This is a genomic window from Actinacidiphila rubida (assembly GCF_900110255.1).
Taxonomy (GTDB): Bacteria; Actinomycetota; Actinomycetes; order Streptomycetales; family Streptomycetaceae; genus Actinacidiphila; species Actinacidiphila rubida.
Genome location: NZ_FODD01000028.1, coordinates 105,697 through 122,383, shown reverse-complemented (window position 1 = coordinate 122,383; position 16,687 = coordinate 105,697). Strand labels below are relative to the sequence as shown.

Annotated in this window: 11 protein-coding genes, 1 tRNA gene and 1 pseudogene; 7 read left to right on the top strand and 6 right to left on the bottom strand. The window is 74.8% G+C overall.

The features are described from left to right. The first annotated feature begins 130 nt into the window (after nt 1-130). A pseudogene (locus BMW99_RS26350) lies at nt 131-882 on the top strand (transposase family protein). Between the two features lie 44 nt (nt 883-926). Next, on the top strand, nt 927-1,520 hold the full coding sequence (locus BMW99_RS26345) for a hypothetical protein (RefSeq protein ID WP_177226107.1): 594 nt from the start codon (nt 927-929) through the stop codon (nt 1,518-1,520). Between the two features lie 15 nt (nt 1,521-1,535). On the opposite strand, the gene BMW99_RS26340 is transcribed toward BMW99_RS26345, so the two are convergent. The 5 genes from BMW99_RS26340 to BMW99_RS26320 form a co-directional block, all read right to left on the bottom strand. Beyond that, a tRNA-Thr gene (locus BMW99_RS26340) sits at nt 1,536-1,609 on the bottom strand. Between the two features lie 81 nt (nt 1,610-1,690). Beyond that, nucleotides 1,691-3,247 (bottom strand): alpha/beta hydrolase, encoded by a 1,557-nt coding sequence (locus BMW99_RS26335; RefSeq protein WP_075017662.1) that lies wholly within the window; start codon nt 3,245-3,247, stop codon nt 1,691-1,693. Between the two features lie 307 nt (nt 3,248-3,554). After that, the gene (locus BMW99_RS26330; protein ID WP_075017653.1) at nt 3,555-4,580 is read right to left on the bottom strand and encodes a hypothetical protein; all 1,026 of its coding nucleotides are present in this window, start codon (nt 4,578-4,580) and stop codon (nt 3,555-3,557) included. A gap of 380 nt (nt 4,581-4,960) precedes the next feature. Beyond that, on the bottom strand, nt 4,961-6,184 hold the full coding sequence (locus BMW99_RS26325) for a DNA polymerase III subunit delta' (RefSeq protein ID WP_075017652.1): 1,224 nt from the start codon (nt 6,182-6,184) through the stop codon (nt 4,961-4,963). Between the two features lie 328 nt (nt 6,185-6,512). Further along, nucleotides 6,513-8,741 carry an asparagine synthase-related protein gene (locus BMW99_RS26320; protein WP_075017661.1) on the bottom strand — a complete coding sequence of 743 codons (2,229 nt, stop codon included), beginning with the start codon at nt 8,739-8,741 and terminating at the stop codon, nt 6,513-6,515. A gap of 951 nt (nt 8,742-9,692) precedes the next feature. Here BMW99_RS26320 and BMW99_RS26315 point away from each other — a divergent pair. The 5 genes from BMW99_RS26315 (at nt 9,693) to BMW99_RS26295 (ending at nt 15,835) form a co-directional block, all read left to right on the top strand. Further along, nucleotides 9,693-11,108: an MFS transporter gene (locus BMW99_RS26315; RefSeq protein ID WP_075017651.1), complete on the top strand. Its 1,416-nt coding sequence runs from the start codon at nt 9,693-9,695 to the stop codon at nt 11,106-11,108. A gap of 281 nt (nt 11,109-11,389) precedes the next feature. Continuing rightward, on the top strand, nt 11,390-12,616 hold the full coding sequence (gene lhgO / locus BMW99_RS26310; protein WP_075017650.1) for an L-2-hydroxyglutarate oxidase: 1,227 nt from the start codon (nt 11,390-11,392) through the stop codon (nt 12,614-12,616). A gap of 180 nt (nt 12,617-12,796) precedes the next feature. Further along, nucleotides 12,797-13,690 carry a tRNA (guanosine(46)-N7)-methyltransferase TrmB gene (gene trmB / locus BMW99_RS26305; RefSeq protein ID WP_407640320.1) on the top strand — a complete coding sequence of 298 codons (894 nt, stop codon included), beginning with the start codon at nt 12,797-12,799 and terminating at the stop codon, nt 13,688-13,690. A gap of 72 nt (nt 13,691-13,762) precedes the next feature. Further along, complete coding sequence (locus BMW99_RS26300) at nt 13,763-15,253, top strand: PrsW family intramembrane metalloprotease (RefSeq protein ID WP_407640319.1); 1,491 nt, start codon at nt 13,763-13,765, stop codon at nt 15,251-15,253. 12 nt (nt 15,254-15,265) lie between these two features. Next, nucleotides 15,266-15,835, top strand: coding sequence for a Uma2 family endonuclease (locus BMW99_RS26295; protein ID WP_075017648.1), 570 nt, complete (start codon nt 15,266-15,268; stop codon nt 15,833-15,835). A 36-nt stretch (nt 15,836-15,871) separates the two neighbouring features. Here the strand turns inward: BMW99_RS26295 and BMW99_RS26290 are convergent, their stop codons facing one another. Then, on the bottom strand, nt 15,872-16,684 hold the full coding sequence (locus tag BMW99_RS26290; RefSeq protein ID WP_075017647.1) for an alpha/beta fold hydrolase: 813 nt from the start codon (nt 16,682-16,684) through the stop codon (nt 15,872-15,874). Nucleotides 16,685-16,687 lie beyond the last annotated feature (3 nt).

Below are 16,687 nucleotides of genomic sequence, written 5' to 3'. Positions count from 1 at the left end.
TCAATGAGCGTTTTCAAGGTGGCCACTGATCGGGTGACGGGGCGGCGTGGGCGTAGGGGCGCAACGGACAGGGCTCCCGCGCCGTTGAGCGAGGTGTTCGACGTCTCGACTCAGCAGCACAGGAGCCCTGTTGGTTCCGTATCCTGCCGCACTCGACCTACCCCACGCTCTGGTCGAGTGGGTCACGATGCTCATCGTCACCCGTGAAGGTGACCGGCGGTGCAAACTCCCGCCGCACCGGCGTGCGCTGGTCGCACTCGTGTACCTGCGTGGCCACGAGACCCTCGCCCGTATCTCCGAGGCCTTCGCGATATCCGTCGGCACCGCCCATGCCCACGTCACCGCCGTCACCGGTCTGCTCGCCGAGCAGGCGCCGGGCCTGCTGAAGACCATGCGCGAGCACGCCCCGGACTTCGTTCTCCTGGACAGCACACTCGCCGAGGGCGACCGCGTCGGCGACGGCAGGGCCGACTACTCGGCGAAGCACAAAAGGAACAGGGTGAACGTGCAGGTCGTCACCGACCCGGCGGAAGAGTTGCTGTGGCTGTCGCCCGCACTGCCGGGCCGCACCCACGATCTGACGACCGCCCGCACCCACCGAATCCTTCGGATCTGCGCCCGCCAGAGCATCCCCATCCTCGCCGACATGGCCTCCATCGGCGCCGGCGACTGGGTCACCACCGCCAAGCGCCGTCCGCCCAAGGGCGAACTCACCCTCACCGAGCGAACCACCAACCGGGCTCCGTCCGCCCCCCCCGAGCACCCGTCGAACGAGCCATGGCACGACTCAAGACCTGCCAGATCTTCCGCAGATCCCGCATCAGTTCCAACCGCATGAGCGTCATCACCAAAGCCGTCCTCACTCTGGAGAGGCACCGCTGAAAACGCTCAATGCCCTTGGCTCGGACCCGGGGTGAGCTGTTTCCATGCATCGCTGGTCTCTCCTGAACGAACGGCAGCTCGCCCTGCTCGGCCGGCTCGCGAGCGGCAAGGAGTCCGAGGAGCCCTGGGACCCTGGCGAGTTCCGCACGGCTTACGCGCTGCGCGACCGAGGGCTGGTGACGATCAAGCGCAGCGGGAGTGAGGTGGATGCCAAGGTCACCGATGCCGGCACCTTTTACATCAAGCACGGCCACCACCCGGACGACCCCGCGCACGCCGGTGAAGAGAAGACTGTCGAGGGGGAGGTGGCAGGCAGCACCCGCTCCACATCGTACGCCGACAGACCAGTCGCACTCGGCCGTCGGACCGAGGCGAGGGATCTCATCAAGCGACTCGTTACGGACAGGCGAGTCACCTTCACCGAGCCGGAGGATGCGACGGTGAGCGAGTGGCGACGCGTGATCGACTACGCGAAGCGCCACAGCCTCATCCCCGAGGGCAAGCGCATCGAAACTCTCCGCATGTGGAATCGCGATCTGCAGATCCGTTTGGTCGAGGGACCACACCCCACCGCGATCCGAGCGGCCAGAGGCGACTCGCCCCAGAAATGCCAAAAGGCCAGGTCACGGGCTATGTGACCTGGCCTTTCTGGGAGCCGCCTTCGGGATTCGAACCCGAGACCTACGCATTACGAGTGCGTTGCTCTGGCCAACTGAGCTAAGGCGGCTTGCTGGCGACTGCGATCACCAAGGGTGGCAGCAGCAGCGGGAGAAAGTCTACAGGGTTCCGGGGGGTGCTCCGGACGGGGTCACGTGCAGGTCTTGCCGGTCGGGGGGACCTTGCCGTCGAGGAGGTAGGCGTTGACGGAGGTGTCGATGCAGTCGGAGCCGCGGGCGTAGGCGGTGTGGCCGTCACCGTCGTAGGTGAGGAGGTGGCCGGAGGAGAGCTGGGCGGCGAGGGACTTGGCCCAGGCGTAGGGCGTCGCGGGGTCGCGGATGGTGCCGACGACGAGGATCGGGCCCGCGCCGGGCGCGGTGATCTTCGCGGCGTGACCGGTGGCCTTCACCGGCCAGTAGCCGCAGACCAGGGAGGACCACGCCAGGGTCGTGCCGAAGTGCGGGGACGCCTTCCGGAAGGAGGGCAGCGCCTTCTCGACGTCGGCCGGGGAGCGCAGCGCCGGGGGCAGGTCGAGGCAGTTCACGGCGGCGTTCGCGTACATGAGGTTGCTGTACTTGCCGGTGTCGTCGCGCTCGTAGTAGCTGTCGGAGAGCTTCAGCAGCGGGTCGCCGTCGCCCTTCATCGCGCTGGCCAGGGCGGTGCGCAGGGTCGGCCAGGCGCTCTGGTCGTACATCGCGGCGATCACGCCGGTGGTGCCGAGCGCCTCGGTGAGCTTGCGGGAGGTGCCGGTGGACAGCGGGTGCGCGTCGAGGTTCTTGAACAGGGCGTCCAGGCGCTTGCCCGCGTCCGTGACCGACGTGGTGCCCAGCGGGCAGGACGGTTCCTGCAGGCAGTCCGCGGCGAACGCGTTGAACGCCACCTCGAAGCCGCCGGCCTGCGCGCGGCTGCTCTCCAGGGCGTCGACGGACGGGTCCATCGCCCCGTCCAGCACCAGGCGGCCGACGCGCTGGGGGAACAGGCCCGCGTACGTCGCGCCGAGGAACGTGCCGTACGACTTGCCGACGTAGTGGAGCTGCCGGTCGCCGAGCAGCCCGCGCAGGATGTCCATGTCGCGGGCGGAGTCGACGGTCGAGACGTGGTCGAGGAGCTTGGCGGACCGCTTCTCGCAGCCCGCGGCGAAGCCCTTGTCCGCGGACGCGAGCGTGGTGACCTCGGCCGAGTCGTCGGGGGTGGTGTCGACCGCGGTGTACGTGTCCATCTGCTTGTCGGTGAGGCACTCCACCGGCGCGCTGCGGGCCACGCCGCGCGGGTCGACGGCGACCATGTCGTAGCGCGAGGTGACCGGCGTGGGGTAGCCGAGCGCCGCGTACTGCAGGTAGTCGATGGCGGAGCCGCCGGGCCCGCCCGGGTTGACCAGCAGCGAGCCGATGCGGGCGCCGGGGCCGGTGGCCTTCTTGCGGGCGACGGCCAGCGTCAGGTCGTCGTGCGCACCGGGGTGCGCGTAGTCCAGCGGGACCTTCATCGACGTGCAGTCGAAGCCGGCCGCGCCGCAGCTGTGCCACTTCAGCTTCTGGCCGTAGTACGACGCGAGGCCGGCGGTGCTCGCCGTGGACGAGGAGGCCGCCGACGAGCCGCCGGACATCGGGGACGACGCCGAGGCCGGGTGGCCGCCGCTGCCCGACGTGCAGGCGGTGAGCAGCAGGCCGGTCGCCGCGATCACGGTGGCCGGGATCCTCAGCAGGGCCATCCCCTGGCGGGACGCCCCGCCGGACGCCCGCTTCCGCAGCGGCCGCCCGGCGTCGGGCCGCTCCCCGGACGGCTGCCCGGACGGCTCCTCCGACGGCTGCTCGGACGGCTGCGGGGTCGGTCGCGTGAGGTGACGCATGAGGTCTCGCGTGAGGTGCGGCATCGGCGGCTCGGGTCCTCCCGTCGGGGTGAAGTGCGAGCGTATCGGCCGCGCACGGTCGATGATCGCCCATCCTGTCGCCTTTTGAGTGATTGCGGAAACGGGACACGTCCGGGTACGCGTCGCCCTGCCGCGTCCGGTGTGCGGCTCAGGTGCGGGGGTGCGTGATCCGCGTCGGGCCGTCGAGCTTCTCGGTGAAGTACGCGGCGACCGTCGTGAACAGCTGCTCGTGCGGTGCCAGCCCGTCCAGGACGCGGACGGAGTCGCCGCGCGCGTGCAGGACCGTGCGGAGCGCGTGCCCGGAGTCGCGCGCGCCGCCCTCCCCCTCGGCGGTGGCGAGCAGCAGCGGCGGGGCCGTGGTGGCGCCGGTCCACGCCGCCGCGGCGCTGCTCGGGGCGGGCGGCGGCGACGGGTAGCTGCCGGACACCCCGGCGGCGGCGCCGTAGCGGCCGGCGGAGGTCAGCGCCTCCCGGATCGCGCACGACGCCTGCGGGCCGACGCCCAGGACGCCGCGGGCCTTGACCGAGGTCAGGGTGCGGTAGCGGGACGCGACCTCGGCGAGCACGGTGTCGGCCGACGGACCCTGCACGCCGGGCTCGGGTGCGCACGCCGGCGGCATCACCAGTACGAACAGGTCCGCCTTGTGCTGCCGCGCGCCGCGCGCGAAGCCCTCGAACAGGTCCGGCGGTGAGGCGTCTCCGGTGTGCGCGACGACGACGGGGTACGCGATGCGTGCCGCGTTCCGCGAGTCGTAGTGCGGCGGCAGCCACACCCGGGTGCCGTCGCGCAGGACCTGCAGGGTGCCGCCCGACGGGTGCCCGAGCGTGCGGACCTCCGGCGGGGGCGGCGCCGGCTGGGGCGTCCGCGGGGGCGGCGGCGGGGGCGGCGGCTGCGGCGCTGACGTCGCGGCGAGCGCCGTGCGGGCGGCGGCGGTCGTCCGCGGGGCGGGCCCGCCGTGCAGCACGCCGACGGCCAGGGACGCGGCGACGGCGGCGGTCACGGTCGCCGCGGCCGCGCGCAGCACGGTGCCCCGACGGTCGACTGGCAACTCGTACGGGCGCCCGGCGAGCTGGTTCCGCCAGTACCGGAAGGTGCGGTGGGCGAGGACGACGGTGGTCGCGGCGGCCGCGGTCGCCACCGCGAGGAGCGGGACGGTGAGGGTTGCGTCTGCCACGGGGGCACCTCTTCGGGCGGGTTCGGGCGCCCAGGTGGGCAGTGGGCGCACTGCCTGCACCATCGCCTGCCGCGGGGCGGCGGGGTTGGACGTGGTTGGCGACGGGGCCGCTGATCACCCGAATGCATCACCGGCCGGTGGGGGGCACGGGGTGCGGCTTCACCGTCCGGTGAGGGTGGGGCACGGGGGCGCGCCGTGCCCTGCCGGGCCGGGGGCCGGGGTGCCCCGCCCTTGCGGGGCACAAGCTGCCCCACGGCCTGCGACCCCGACTACCCGTCCGACGTGGTTGCTCGCGCTGGGGGCACCGCCCGGCCGAAGGCCGGGGACCCCGCGCCCCTGACGGGGCACGACCTACGTGGTTGCCGGGTTGCCGTGCGGGGTCAGCCGGCGCGGAGGGAGAGGGTCATGGCCTCGACGGCGAGGAGGGGGGCGACGTTGGCCGCGAGGGCTTCGCGGCAGGCGAGGACGGCGTCGATGCGGCGCAGGCTCTGCTCGGGGCGGGAGGCGGCGGCGATCTGCTCGATGCCGTCGAGGACCTCGACGTTGGCGACACGGTCGGGGGTGCCGCCCATCTGGAGGGCGAGGACGTCACGGTAGAAGGCCGCGAGGTCCGTGAGGGCGAGGTCGAGGGTGTCGCGCTGGGTGCGGGTGGCGCGGCGCTTCTGCCGGTCGGCGAGCTCCTTCATCACGCCCGCGGTGCCGCGCGGCATCCGGCTGCCGGCGCCGGCCGCCGCGCCGAGTGCGGTGCGCAGCTCCTCGGTCTCCTTCGCGTCCACCTCCTCGGCCACCGCCTTGGCGTCCTCCGCGGCCGCGTCCACCAGCTCCTGCGCGGCCCGCAGGCAGCCGCCGATGTCGGCGACCCGCAGCGGCAGCCGCAGCACCGACGCGCGCCGGGACCGCGCCTGCTCGTCCGTGGCGAGCCGCCGGGCCCGCCCGATGTGGCCCTGCGTGGCCCGGGACACCTGTGCCGCCAGCTCCGGCGCGATGCCGTCCCTGCGCGTCAGCACGTCCGCGACCGCGTCGACCGACGGCGTGCGCAGCGTCAGCAGGCGGCAGCGGGACCTGATCGTCGGCAGGGCGTCCTCCACGGACGGCGCGCACAGCAGCCACACCGTGCGCGGTGCCGGCTCCTCCACGGCCTTCAGCAGCACGTTCGCCGCGCCCTCGGTCAGCCGGTCGGCGTCCTCCATGAGGATCACCTGCCAGCGGCCGCCGGCCGGCGAGAGGCTGGCGCGACGCACCAGGTCGCGGGTCTCCTTCACGCCGATCGACAGCAGGTCCGTCCGCACCGTCTCGACGTCGGCGTGCGTGCCGATCAGCGCCGTGTGGCAGCCGTCGCAGAACCCGCATCCCGGAGCGGCGCCCAGCTTCTTGTCCGGGCTCGTGCACTGCAGTGCGGCGGCGAAGGCGCGGGCGGCGATGGACCGGCCGGAGCCGGGCGGACCGGTGAACAGCCAGGCGTGGGTCATGCCGCCGGCGGTTCGCGGGGACGCGGCCTCGGCCGGGCCGAGGTGGGCCTCGACGACGTGGTCGGCGGCGGTGGCGGCGGCGGACAGCTCCGCGACGATCCGGGGCTGGCCGATGACGTCGTCCCATACGGCCATGGTGTGCGGTCCCTTCTTCCCTGCGGTCACCCCATTCTGGGGTACGGCTCGGACATGCCGTCGCCGGTCCGGGGTTCAGGGGTCTTCCCGGCCCACTCGGGCGTACCCGTGAACCCCCCTCCTGGCCGTCAGCCGCCGGTGAGAGCGGAGGGGACGGGGAGGCGGTGTCCCCGCAGAGTTTTGCAAGGCCCCGGCCCACCTCCGCGGAAGAGTCGCCATGCAAAGCTCGAGGAGACACCGCCGGACCGGCACCGACCCACCCACCAGAGACCCGCACCTGACGGAAGACAGTCACGGGTGGGCGGGTGGGCATAAAAAGCCCCCCTCGTCAGAGGGACAGGCGCTGAACCCCCGACGCCACCGCCCGCTGCTCCGGCGCCCCCGCGCCGGTCCAGCACGACCCGCGCCGCGCCAGCAACCGCCGCAGCCACAGCTCCGTGGAGACGAGTTCGGCCAGCCCGTCCAGGGGCAGCGCCGCGCCTGCCGCCGCGGCGGAGAGCGCGTCGCGGACGACGCGTGCCTCCACCAGGCCCGCGTCGGCGAGCAGCGGCGCCTCGAAGAGGTCGAGGAGGGGGTCGAGCGCGGCCCGCAGGCCCGTCCGGGAGGACCCCGCGCCGGACGGCGACGGCGCGCCCCACCCGGAGGGGAGCTCCCGCACGCCCGCGCCGAGCAGGACCTCGCGGAGGACTTCGGCCCGGGCGCCGGGCCGGACCCGGATCGCCGCCGGCAGGGCCTGGCACGCGCGGACGACCTGGTTGTCGAGGAAGGGCGCGTGCAGGCGCTGGGAGGGGACGGCGGCGGCCTGCTCCAGGACGCGGAAGTCCGCGGCGTGGCGGGCGAGGGCGGCGCGGGCGCGGCGCTCGCCGGGGCGTTCCAGGGGCCAGGGGCGGCGTGCGGCGTCCTGGAGGCGTGCGGAGACCTCGGCGAGGGCCTCGCCGGTGAGCCAGCGGGCGGCGGGCCCGGGCCGTACCCAGGTCATGGCGGCGAGGGACGCGCCGAGCGGGCCTGCGGGGCCGCCGGGCGCGGTGACGTCGCGCCGCAGGAGGGCGGCGGCGGTGTCCTCGACACCGCGCTGGTAGGGGGTGCGGGCGAGTCGCCGGGCGGCGCGGTAGACGGTGACGGGCACGGTGAACGGGACCCACAGGGGGTGGCCGGTCATGGCGACGTCGGCGCGGGTGAGGGCGGCGACGGGGCGGACGAGGTGGCGGCGGCGGCGGTCCATGAGGAGGTCGGCGAGCCGGGCCGGGTGCGCGTCGAGGACCTGGCGGGCGCCCAGGCCGATGAGGTGGTCGGCGCCGCCGGCGGACAGGCGGCGGCGGTGGCGTTCGGCGACGACGAGGGACGGGCCGGGTTCGTCGGTGAGCCGGCCGAGCGCGTCGCCGAAGAGGTCGGCGTAGGGCAGGGCCTCCTCGCCGCCGGCGACGACGACGTGCCGCAGCCGGGGGTCGGCGGCCAGCTCGCCGGCGCGGGCCAGCTCGGCGTCGCGGCCGGGCTGGCGGCCGGCGGCGAGGTCGTTGAAGGTGACGGCGAGCAGGCGTTCGCCGGCCAGCGAGCCGGGGGCGCCGGGCAGCATCCCGGGCATGCCGGGCAGGCCCGCGGCGAGGAGGGCGAGCGTCGCGGAGGCGCTGCCGCCGGAGAGGTCGGCGCCGATGCCGGGGGCGGGCGCCTCGTCGGGGCCGGGGACGAACCGGGGCTGGGCGAGCCGGGCGCGGACGGCCTCGACGAGGGCGTCGCGGACGCCTTCGACGGCGGCTTCGGCGTCGGCGGCGCTGGTCGGCTGGTGGCCGACGGCCAGGGAGGCGGTGGGTTCGTAGCCGGCGATCTCGGGGGCGCCGTCGCGCAGGATCAGGGCGTGGCCGGGCGGGACGCGCCGCACGCCGAGGTAGGGGGTGCCGTCGCCGAGGGCCTCGGGTGCGTCGGGGCAGGCCAGGGTGGCGGCGAGGTGGGTGACGTCGAGGCCGGCTTCGACGAGGTCGGCGAGCGGGAGTGCGGCGGTGGCGTACGCGGTGCCGTCGGACCAGCGGGTGTGGAAGACGGGGCGGGCGCCGGCGAGGTCGCCCAGCACGGTGATGCGGCGGCCGAGTTGGAGGACGGCGGTGTAGCTGCCGGGCCAGGCGGTGGCGTGCCGCAGCGCGCCGCCGCGGGCGGCGACGAGGCCGAGCCGCAGCTGGGCGTCGGTGGCGCCGCAGCGGCCGAGGATCGCGAGGCGGGCGACGCCGTGCGGGGAGCCGTTCGGGAAGCCGGGGGCGCGGGGGCGGGTGCTGCCGCCTGCGGCCGCGTCGCCGTATCCGTCGTAGCCGCCGTAGCCCGTGCGGCCGTTGGGGGACGGTCCGGCGGAGCCGCGGGAGTCGTACGTGCCGTAGGCGCTGCCGTTGGCGCCGCTGGGCACGGGGTCGGCGTGGACGACGCGGATCTCGTCGGGCCGCCAGTCGCCGACGGCCCACAGCGGATCCGGCCCCGGCCACAGGAGCTGACCGGCGACGGGCCGGAGGGAACGGGCCGTGTCACCGGAAATGGCACCAGCGGTGGCACTGCTCCACCCCACCAACCACCGCATCGCCGCCTCCACAGGGTGTGGACAGCGGGCGGGGGGCGCCGCCGCTCCGGTCCGCCCCGCCGGCCGCCACGTCCGACGTCCGAAAGACCATGCTGCCACGTGGAAGCGCGCAAAGAGGCGCATGGGTGCAGCAAGGAGCGCCGCGTCGCCGACCCCAAGTGAGCGCAATACGAAGGGAAAGCGGCGGTGGGCGGCGGGGGCGGGGGCCTCGGGGAGGCCGCCGGGAAGCGCTCGGTGAAACATCTGGTTCGCGCCAAATTCAGCCGCACATACCGCAGTTGATATGCCAGCGCGGCCACGTGCGGAACGGGGGAGGACTGGTGGCGGTCGGACCGGGAGGAGGCCAGGAGAGGGGACGGCGGGAGCGGGAGGGAGCCGGGGGAGGTTCGGGAAATTCGGGGAGCGGCGAGGGCCGGCGGAGGGCGGGGCGGCGGTGCGCGCCGGTGGGGCGGGCGGGGCGGCGGTGCGCTGCGGCAGTGCGACGGCCCGGGAGGGGCGGACCACCTCCCGGGCCGGTCCGCCACCCGCGGGGATTGTGGCAGCGGAACTCCTGGACCCGTCCCTCCCCGTCAAGCCGCCTTCCGGGGCCCTGGACGGAGCCATGGCCACCATGCAAGCGCCGCACCCCAGGACGGCATAGGCGCACGGCCGGGCGCACGGCCACATATACCGGGAGCACACGCCGGTTCACGCGCGGGTTGCTTCCGCCGGGGGGCTGGAATCCGGCCATCCGGCACAAGGCTCTTAACGGTCGGGATTCGGCGAACTACGCTGGGTGTATCCGGTTCGCACACGTACGCGCGGCTCGGGTATCCGGCACATGCAGCGCGCGGGCTCCGAAGGGGTCCGCGCGGTGGCTGAATCGGGTTCCATGGGGAGGGCGACCCCCGTACCCCACGACATGACCAGGCCGGCCGGCCTGCCCCCAGCGGCATCACGAGGTGAACCGCAGTGAACAGAGAACACCGCGGGCCGAACGAGAAGCTCGGCGCCCTTCTCGGCGTGGCAGGGATCAGCAACGCGGGACTCGCCCGGCGGGTCAACGACCTCGGCGCGCAGCGCGGTCTGACGCTGCGTTATGACAAGACGTCGGTGGCCCGGTGGGTCACCAAGGGAATGGTGCCGCAGGGCGCGGCGCCGCATCTGATCGCCGCGGCGATCGCCGGCAAGCTCGGGCGTCCGGTGCCGCTGCACGAGATAGGGCTGGCGGACGCCGACCCCGCGCCGGAAGTGGGTCTGGCCTTCCCGCGGGACGTCGCCGAGGCGGTGAAATCGGCCACCGATCTGTGGCGGTTGGATCTCGGCGGGCGGCGCGGGCCCGGCGGCGCGGGCATCTGGCAGAGCCTGGCCGGATCTTTCGCAGTGAGCGCTTACGTCACGCCCGCTTCGCGGTGGTTGATCACCCCCGCCGACGCCACGGTCGCCCGGGACGCGCCCGCGCCCGGCATGGCGCACGTGGGCCACACGGACGTCACCAAGCTGCGCGAGGCCGCCGAGGACGCCCGCCGCTGGGACTCCAAGTACGGCGGCGGCGACTGGCGTTCGGGCATGGTTCCGGAGTGCCTGCGGGTCGAGGCGGCACCGCTGCTGCTCGGCTCGTACAGCGACGCCGTGGGCCGCTCGCTGTTCGGCGCGACCGCGGAACTCACCCGGCTGGCCGGGTGGATGGCCTTCGACACCGGCCAGCAGGAGGCCGCGCAGCGCTACTACATCCAGGCGCTGCGGCTGGCCAGGGCGGCCGCGGACGTGCCGCTCGGCGGATACGTGCTGGCGTCGATGTCGCTGCAGGCGACGTACCGCAACTTCGCGGACGAGGGCGTGGACCTCGCGCAGGCCGCCCTGGAGCGCAACCGGGGCCTGGCTACGGCCCGCACGATGAGCTTCTTCCACCTGGTGGAGGCCCGGGCGCACGCCAAGGCCGGCGAGGCGGCGGCGTGCGGGGCGTCCCTGGCCGCGGCCGAGGGCCTGCTGGAGCGGGCCCGCGAGGGCGACGCCGACCCGGGCTGGCTCGGCTTCTACTCCTACGACCGGCTCGCCGCGGACGCCGCCGAGTGCTACCGGGACCTGAAGCTGCCGCGGCAGGTGCAGCGGTTCACGGAGCAGGCGCTGGCCCGGCCGACGGAGGAGTTCGTCCGCTCGCACGGGCTGCGCCTGGTGGTGTCGGCGGTCGCCGAGCTGGAGTCGGGCAACCTGGACGCGTGCTGCGCGGCGGGGGTGAAGGCGGTCGAGGTCGCCAACCGGATCTCCTCGGCCCGCACCACCGAGTACGTCAGGGACCTGCTGCACCGCCTGGAGCCGTACAACGACGAGCCGCGCGTGCTGGAGCTGAGGGAAAGGGCCCGCCCGCTGCTGGCGGCCCCTGCATAATCGGCCCTGTCCGGCCTGCGGCCGCCGCAGCCGCCCCCGTGCCGCCCGTCTCACCAGGGCCGGCGCGGGGTAGGTGCGTCGCGGGCACCCCTGCACGCGCGCGGCACGCGCCCCGGACCCGAACCGGAACCCGCACCCCGGGCCCACCGGCAGGCGTCCGGAGCACCGCCGGGCACCCCCGGGCACGCACCCCCCAGCTCCGAGCAGCCCCCGCGACACCCCTGGCAGACGTCCCCCCACGCCCCCCAGGCATCCCACCGGCACCGAGGAGCCGCACCCAGATGACCACCCCAAGCCGCAGGGACGTGACGGTGGTCGGCGCCGGCATCGTCGGCCTGGCGACCGCGTACGCCCTGCTCCAGCAGGCCCCGCACGCCTCGATCGCGGTGATCGACAAGGAGGGCGGGCCCGGCCGGCACCAGACGGGACGCAACAGCGGGGTCATCCACAGCGGCATCTACTACCGGCCCGGCAGCCTCAAGGCCCGCTACGCGCTGGCCGGTTCCGCCGAGACGCCCAAGTTCTGCGCCGCCCACGGCATTCCGTACGACGTGACCGGCAAGCTCATCGTCGCGACCCGGCAGGACGAGCTGCCACGGCTGCACGCGCTCATCCAGCGCGGCCGTGAACACGGCCTGAGCGTGCGCGAGTTGGGACCGGCACAGATCGCCGAGGCGGAGCCGGCGGTCGACGGGCTCGCCGCGATCCACGTCGCGTCCACCGGGATCTGCGACTTCGCGGCGGTCGCCGCCACCCTCGCCGACCTCGTCGCGGACGCGGGCGGCACCCTCCGCTACGGCAGCCGCGTCACCGCGATCGACCGGGACGGCGACGGCATCGCGCTGCGCACGCAGGACGGCGGCGTGCTGCGCACCCGGGTGCTGGTCAACTGCGCGGGCCTGCACAGCGACCGGCTGGCCCGGCTGGCCGGGCACGAGCCGGGCATGCGCATCCTGCCGTTCCGCGGCGAGTTCTACGAGCTGGTGCCGCAGCGCCGCGCCCTGGTGCGCGGCCTGGTCTACCCGGTGCCCGACCCCGCGTTCCCGTTCCTCGGCGTCCACCTGACGCGCGACGTGCACGGCGGGGTGCATCTGGGGCCGAACGCCGTCCCCGCGCTGGCCCGTGAGGGCTACCGGCGCCGCACGGTCAGGCTCCGCGACGTGGCGGACACCGCGGCCTTCCCGGGCACCTGGCGGATCGCCCGCCGCCACTGGCGCCAGGAGGTCGGCGAGGTCCGCCGCTCGCTGTCGAAGCGGGCCTTCACCACCGACGCCCGACGGCTGCTGCCCGCGCTGCGCCCGCAGGACCTGGTGCCGGCCCCCGCCGGGGTGCGGGCGCAGGCGGTGCTGCCCGACGGCACGCTCGTCGACGACTTCCTCTTCGGCGGCTCCGGTCCGTTCGTGCACGTGCTGAACGCGCCGTCCCCGGCCGCGACGGCCGCGCTGCCCATCGGACGGGAGGTCGCCCGCCGGGCCCTGGAGGCGCTGGAGTCCCCCGCGAGCGCTTGAGGCCGCGGGGCGCTGCGGATTGGGGCGCGGGGCGCGGCGGACGGAGTCCGCGGCGCGGCAGGCAGTGCCGCGGCCCGGGCGCGCCCCGAACGTGCGACGCCGCGGCGTGCCCCGCCGTGCCCCCGCGCTGTGACGGGCGACGCACGGGGGCGGTCCGCGGGCCCCCGTAGAATCGAGGGCATTGTGTCCACGTCATCCGCCGCTCCCCGCACCGACGCCGCCCCCGTCCCCGCCGCACCGGCGGCCGTACCGGCCACCGCTGCGGCCGCCGCCCGTCCCGCCGCGGTGAGGTTCCCGTCGGGCCCGGCGCCCGACCCGGCCGGCTCGCGCGCCGAGCACCGCATCCGCTCGTTCCACGCGCGGCGCGGGCGCATCACGCAGGCGCAGGCGGCGGCCATCGACCGCCACTGGGCGCAATGGGGTGTGGAGCTCGACGGCTCGCCGATGGACCTCGCGGAGCTGTTCGGCTCCCCCGAGCTGCCGGTGGTGCTGGAGATCGGCTTCGGCATGGGCGACGCGACCGCGCGCATGGCCGCGGCCGACCCGTCGGCCGGCATCCTCGCGGTGGACGTGCACACGCCCGGGCAGGGCAACCTGCTGATGCTGGCCGAGCGCGACGGCCTGACGAACGTGCGGGTCGCCAACGGCGACGCGATCGTCCTGCTGCGCGACATGCTGCCGCCGGCCTCGCTCGCCGGTCTGCGGGTGTACTTCCCCGATCCGTGGCCCAAGGCCAAGCACCACAAGCGTCGGCTGATCCAGCCGTCGTTCCTGGCGCTGGTCACGCCCCTGCTGCGGCCGGGCGCGGTGGTCCACTGCGCGACGGACTGGGAGCCCTACGCCGAGCAGATGCTGGAGGTCCTGGAGGCGGCACCCGGTCTGGTCAACCAGTACCCGGGGGCCGGCACCGCGGCACACGCGGGCGGCGCCGCGGACGGCGGGACCCCGACCGTGCCGGGTCCCGGTGCGGGCGGCTTCGCGCCGCGGCCGGACTTCCGGCCGATGACGAAGTTCGAGCGGCAGGGCCTGGCCAAGGGCCACGTGGTGCGCGACCTGCTGTTCACACGGGTCTGAGCCCCGCCTGAGCTGCGGCCGCATCCCTCCATACCCTCGCGCGGCGGCACCCGGGGACCGTACTGTCGTCGGGTGTCAACGTTTCCGGCCCCCGTCCCGTCGTCCTCCGACTCCCACCCGCCCGCGCCGACGCACGCGCCCCACCAGCCCCAGGTCGCGCAGGCCCCGGGTTCGGTGGCGGACGTGCCCGCGCCCGCGCCGGCCACCTGGCAGTACCTCCCGCGGCGGTCGTTCTGGGAGAGCAGGGCCGTGCGGACGGGCGCGCTGTTCACGGCGCTGGCCGTCTGCGGGGTCGTCATCCTCGCGCTGGTCCGGCACCACATAGGCACCGAACCGTTCCTCGTCGGGCTGGCGCTGGCGATCCTGCCGGTGCCGCTGCTGCTGTGGGTGTTCCTCTGGCTGGACCACGTGGCACCCAGCCCCTGGCAGAACGTCGTCTTCGCCTTCACCTGGGGCGCGTGCGCGGCGACGCTGGTCGCGCTGTTCGCCAACGAGTACGGCGCGAAGCTGCTGGCGACGACGTTCTCCGGCACGCCGACGCAGACCGACCAGTGGGGGGCCACGTTCGTGGCGCCGCTGGTCGAGGAGAGCGCGAAGGGCGCCGCGATCCTGCTGCTGTTCCTGTTCCGGCGGCGGCAGTTCGAGTCCGTGCTGGACGGCATCGTGGTCGCCGGGCTGACCGCGACGGGCTTCGCGTTCACCGAGAACATCCTCTACCTGGGCACGGCGTTCAGCGAGGACCAGGCGGTGGGCTCGCACGGCGCGACGACGTTCGCGACGTTCTTCGTGCGCGTGCTGATGACGCCGTTCGCGCACCCGCTGTTCACGTCGATGACCGGGATCGGCTTCGCGCTGGCGGCCGTGGTGCGGCCGGGCCGCCGGTGGCGCTGGCGCTGGCTGCCGCCGGTGGCGGGCTGGATGCTGGCGATGGGCCTGCACGGCACGTGGAACGGCTCCTCGACGACGTCACCGCTGACGTTCCTGACGCTGTACGTGGCGGTGATGGTGCCGGCGTTCGGCCTGCTGGTGTGGCTGGCGTTCTGGGCCCGCTCCAACGAGCTGCGGACGGTGCGCAGGCAGCTGCCCGCGTACGCGGCGGCCGGCTGGCTGGCGCCGGCCGAGCCGAACGCGCTGGCGACCATGCGGACCCGGGCCGAGGCGCGGCGGATCGCCCGCCGCTTCCAGGGCGACGCGGCGGCGCGCGCGGTGCGCGAGTACGCGGCGTTCGCCACCCACCTGGCGTTCCTGCGCGGCGCGGCCGGCCGGGGCGCCCCCGCGCCCGACTACGCGGCCCGCGAGGCCGAACTGCTGCACCACCTGTGGCAGCGCAAGTCCCTCGCCCAGCCCGCCCTCCTGCACGCCGCGAACCCCCTCCCCCGCTGGGCCCCCGCGCCCTGGCAGGTCCCGGCCCCGCGCCCCGGCCTCCTCACCTACGCCCCCCAGCAGCAGCCCGCCCCTCCCCACCCCTACGCGCCCCCGCCGTCGTCCGCCCCCGACGCGTACACCCCGGACCCGTACGCGCCGCCCCCCTCGAACCCGTACGCGCCGCCGAAGCACTTGTAGGAAGTTGGACGCATGGACTACGCGCGCATGCGGGCAGTGGCGGACGAGCTCTCGAAGCTCACTCCCGACACGTTGCGAGGCTACGAGATCGGCCCCGACCAGATCGTGATGACGGTGCCGCCGTCGCGGCCGCACGAGTTTGTCGCGTTCAGCGTCCGCAAGCAGCTGGAGCAGCAGCTCTCCGCAGAGCTTGTGGCCCACACCGGCGGGGAGGTCGAGGACCCCTCGCTGGGCCGGCTGCGACGCCCCGACGTGATCGTGGTCCCCTACGCGGTCTTCGCCGAAGCCACGATGGATCCCTTCCATCCCGAGGACATCGCCCTGGTCGTGGAGATCGTCTCGCCCTCGAACCACACCACCGACTACATCGAGAAGGTCCGTGACTACGCGGCCATGGGCATCGAGCACTATCTGATCGTCGACCCCCGGAAGGGCACGCTCACGGTCTTCACCGACCCGGGCGAGGCCCCCGACGGTCCCCGCTACCGCGCCCAGCACGACTACGCGTTCGGTGACGACGTGGTGGTGGGGCCCTGGACGCTGGCGACGACCGAGCTGCGCCCCTACCCGCCGGGCGCCTGAGCGGCGCGGCGCGGGTCCTGTCGTCCACGACCGACCCTAGGCGTCCCTCCTGGACCACAGGTCGGCGAGGAGGCGGTTGACCTCGGCGGGGTGGTCGCGGTGGGGGTCGTGGGCGGTGGCCGGGACGACGGTGTGGCGAGCGGCGATGAGGGCGGCGACGGTACGGCCGCAGGCGGCCATGGCGTCGCCGTTGAAGGCACGGTGCTCGGGGTCCGCGGTCTCCCAGGTGCCGTTGATGACGAGTTTCGGGAATCCGCCGGCGGCCAGGGGCGCGAGCGGGATCTCGGCCTCCCAGGCGGGGCGTTCACCCATGGCGGTGCGCGTCGCCCGCAGGCGCCACGGGGTGAACTCCGGGACCGGTAGGCCGTACGGCTCGGTGGACACCGTCAGGTACTGCTCGGCGGACAGGTTCCGCGGCACCGAGCCGAACGCGGCGCGCATCCGCGTCAGGGCCTCGGCCACCTCGGGGTCCGCCTCGGCGGCGCGCATTGCGGCGGGCTCGATCAGGGTGAGCGAGTGCACCAGGTGCGGGTGGCGGGCCGCCGCGAACATCGCGGAGACGCCGCCGTAGGAGTGCCCCACCAGGTGGGCACCGCCCGGGGTCCGGGAGAGGACCTCGGCGATGTCGTCGGCGTCCGCCTCGTAGTCGCTGCGGGCGGTGTCCGGACTGCCGCCGTACCCGCGGCGGTCCAGCACGTCGACCCGGAACCGCCGTGCCAGCGGCCGCTGTTCGGCGAAGCTCTCGGTGCCCCAGGTCATCGTGCCGTGGACCAGTACGGCCCGCGCCTCCGCTGGTCCGGGTCCGTCGGACCAGGTCGTGACGTGGAGCGGGGCGTCTTCGGCGGCCATGTA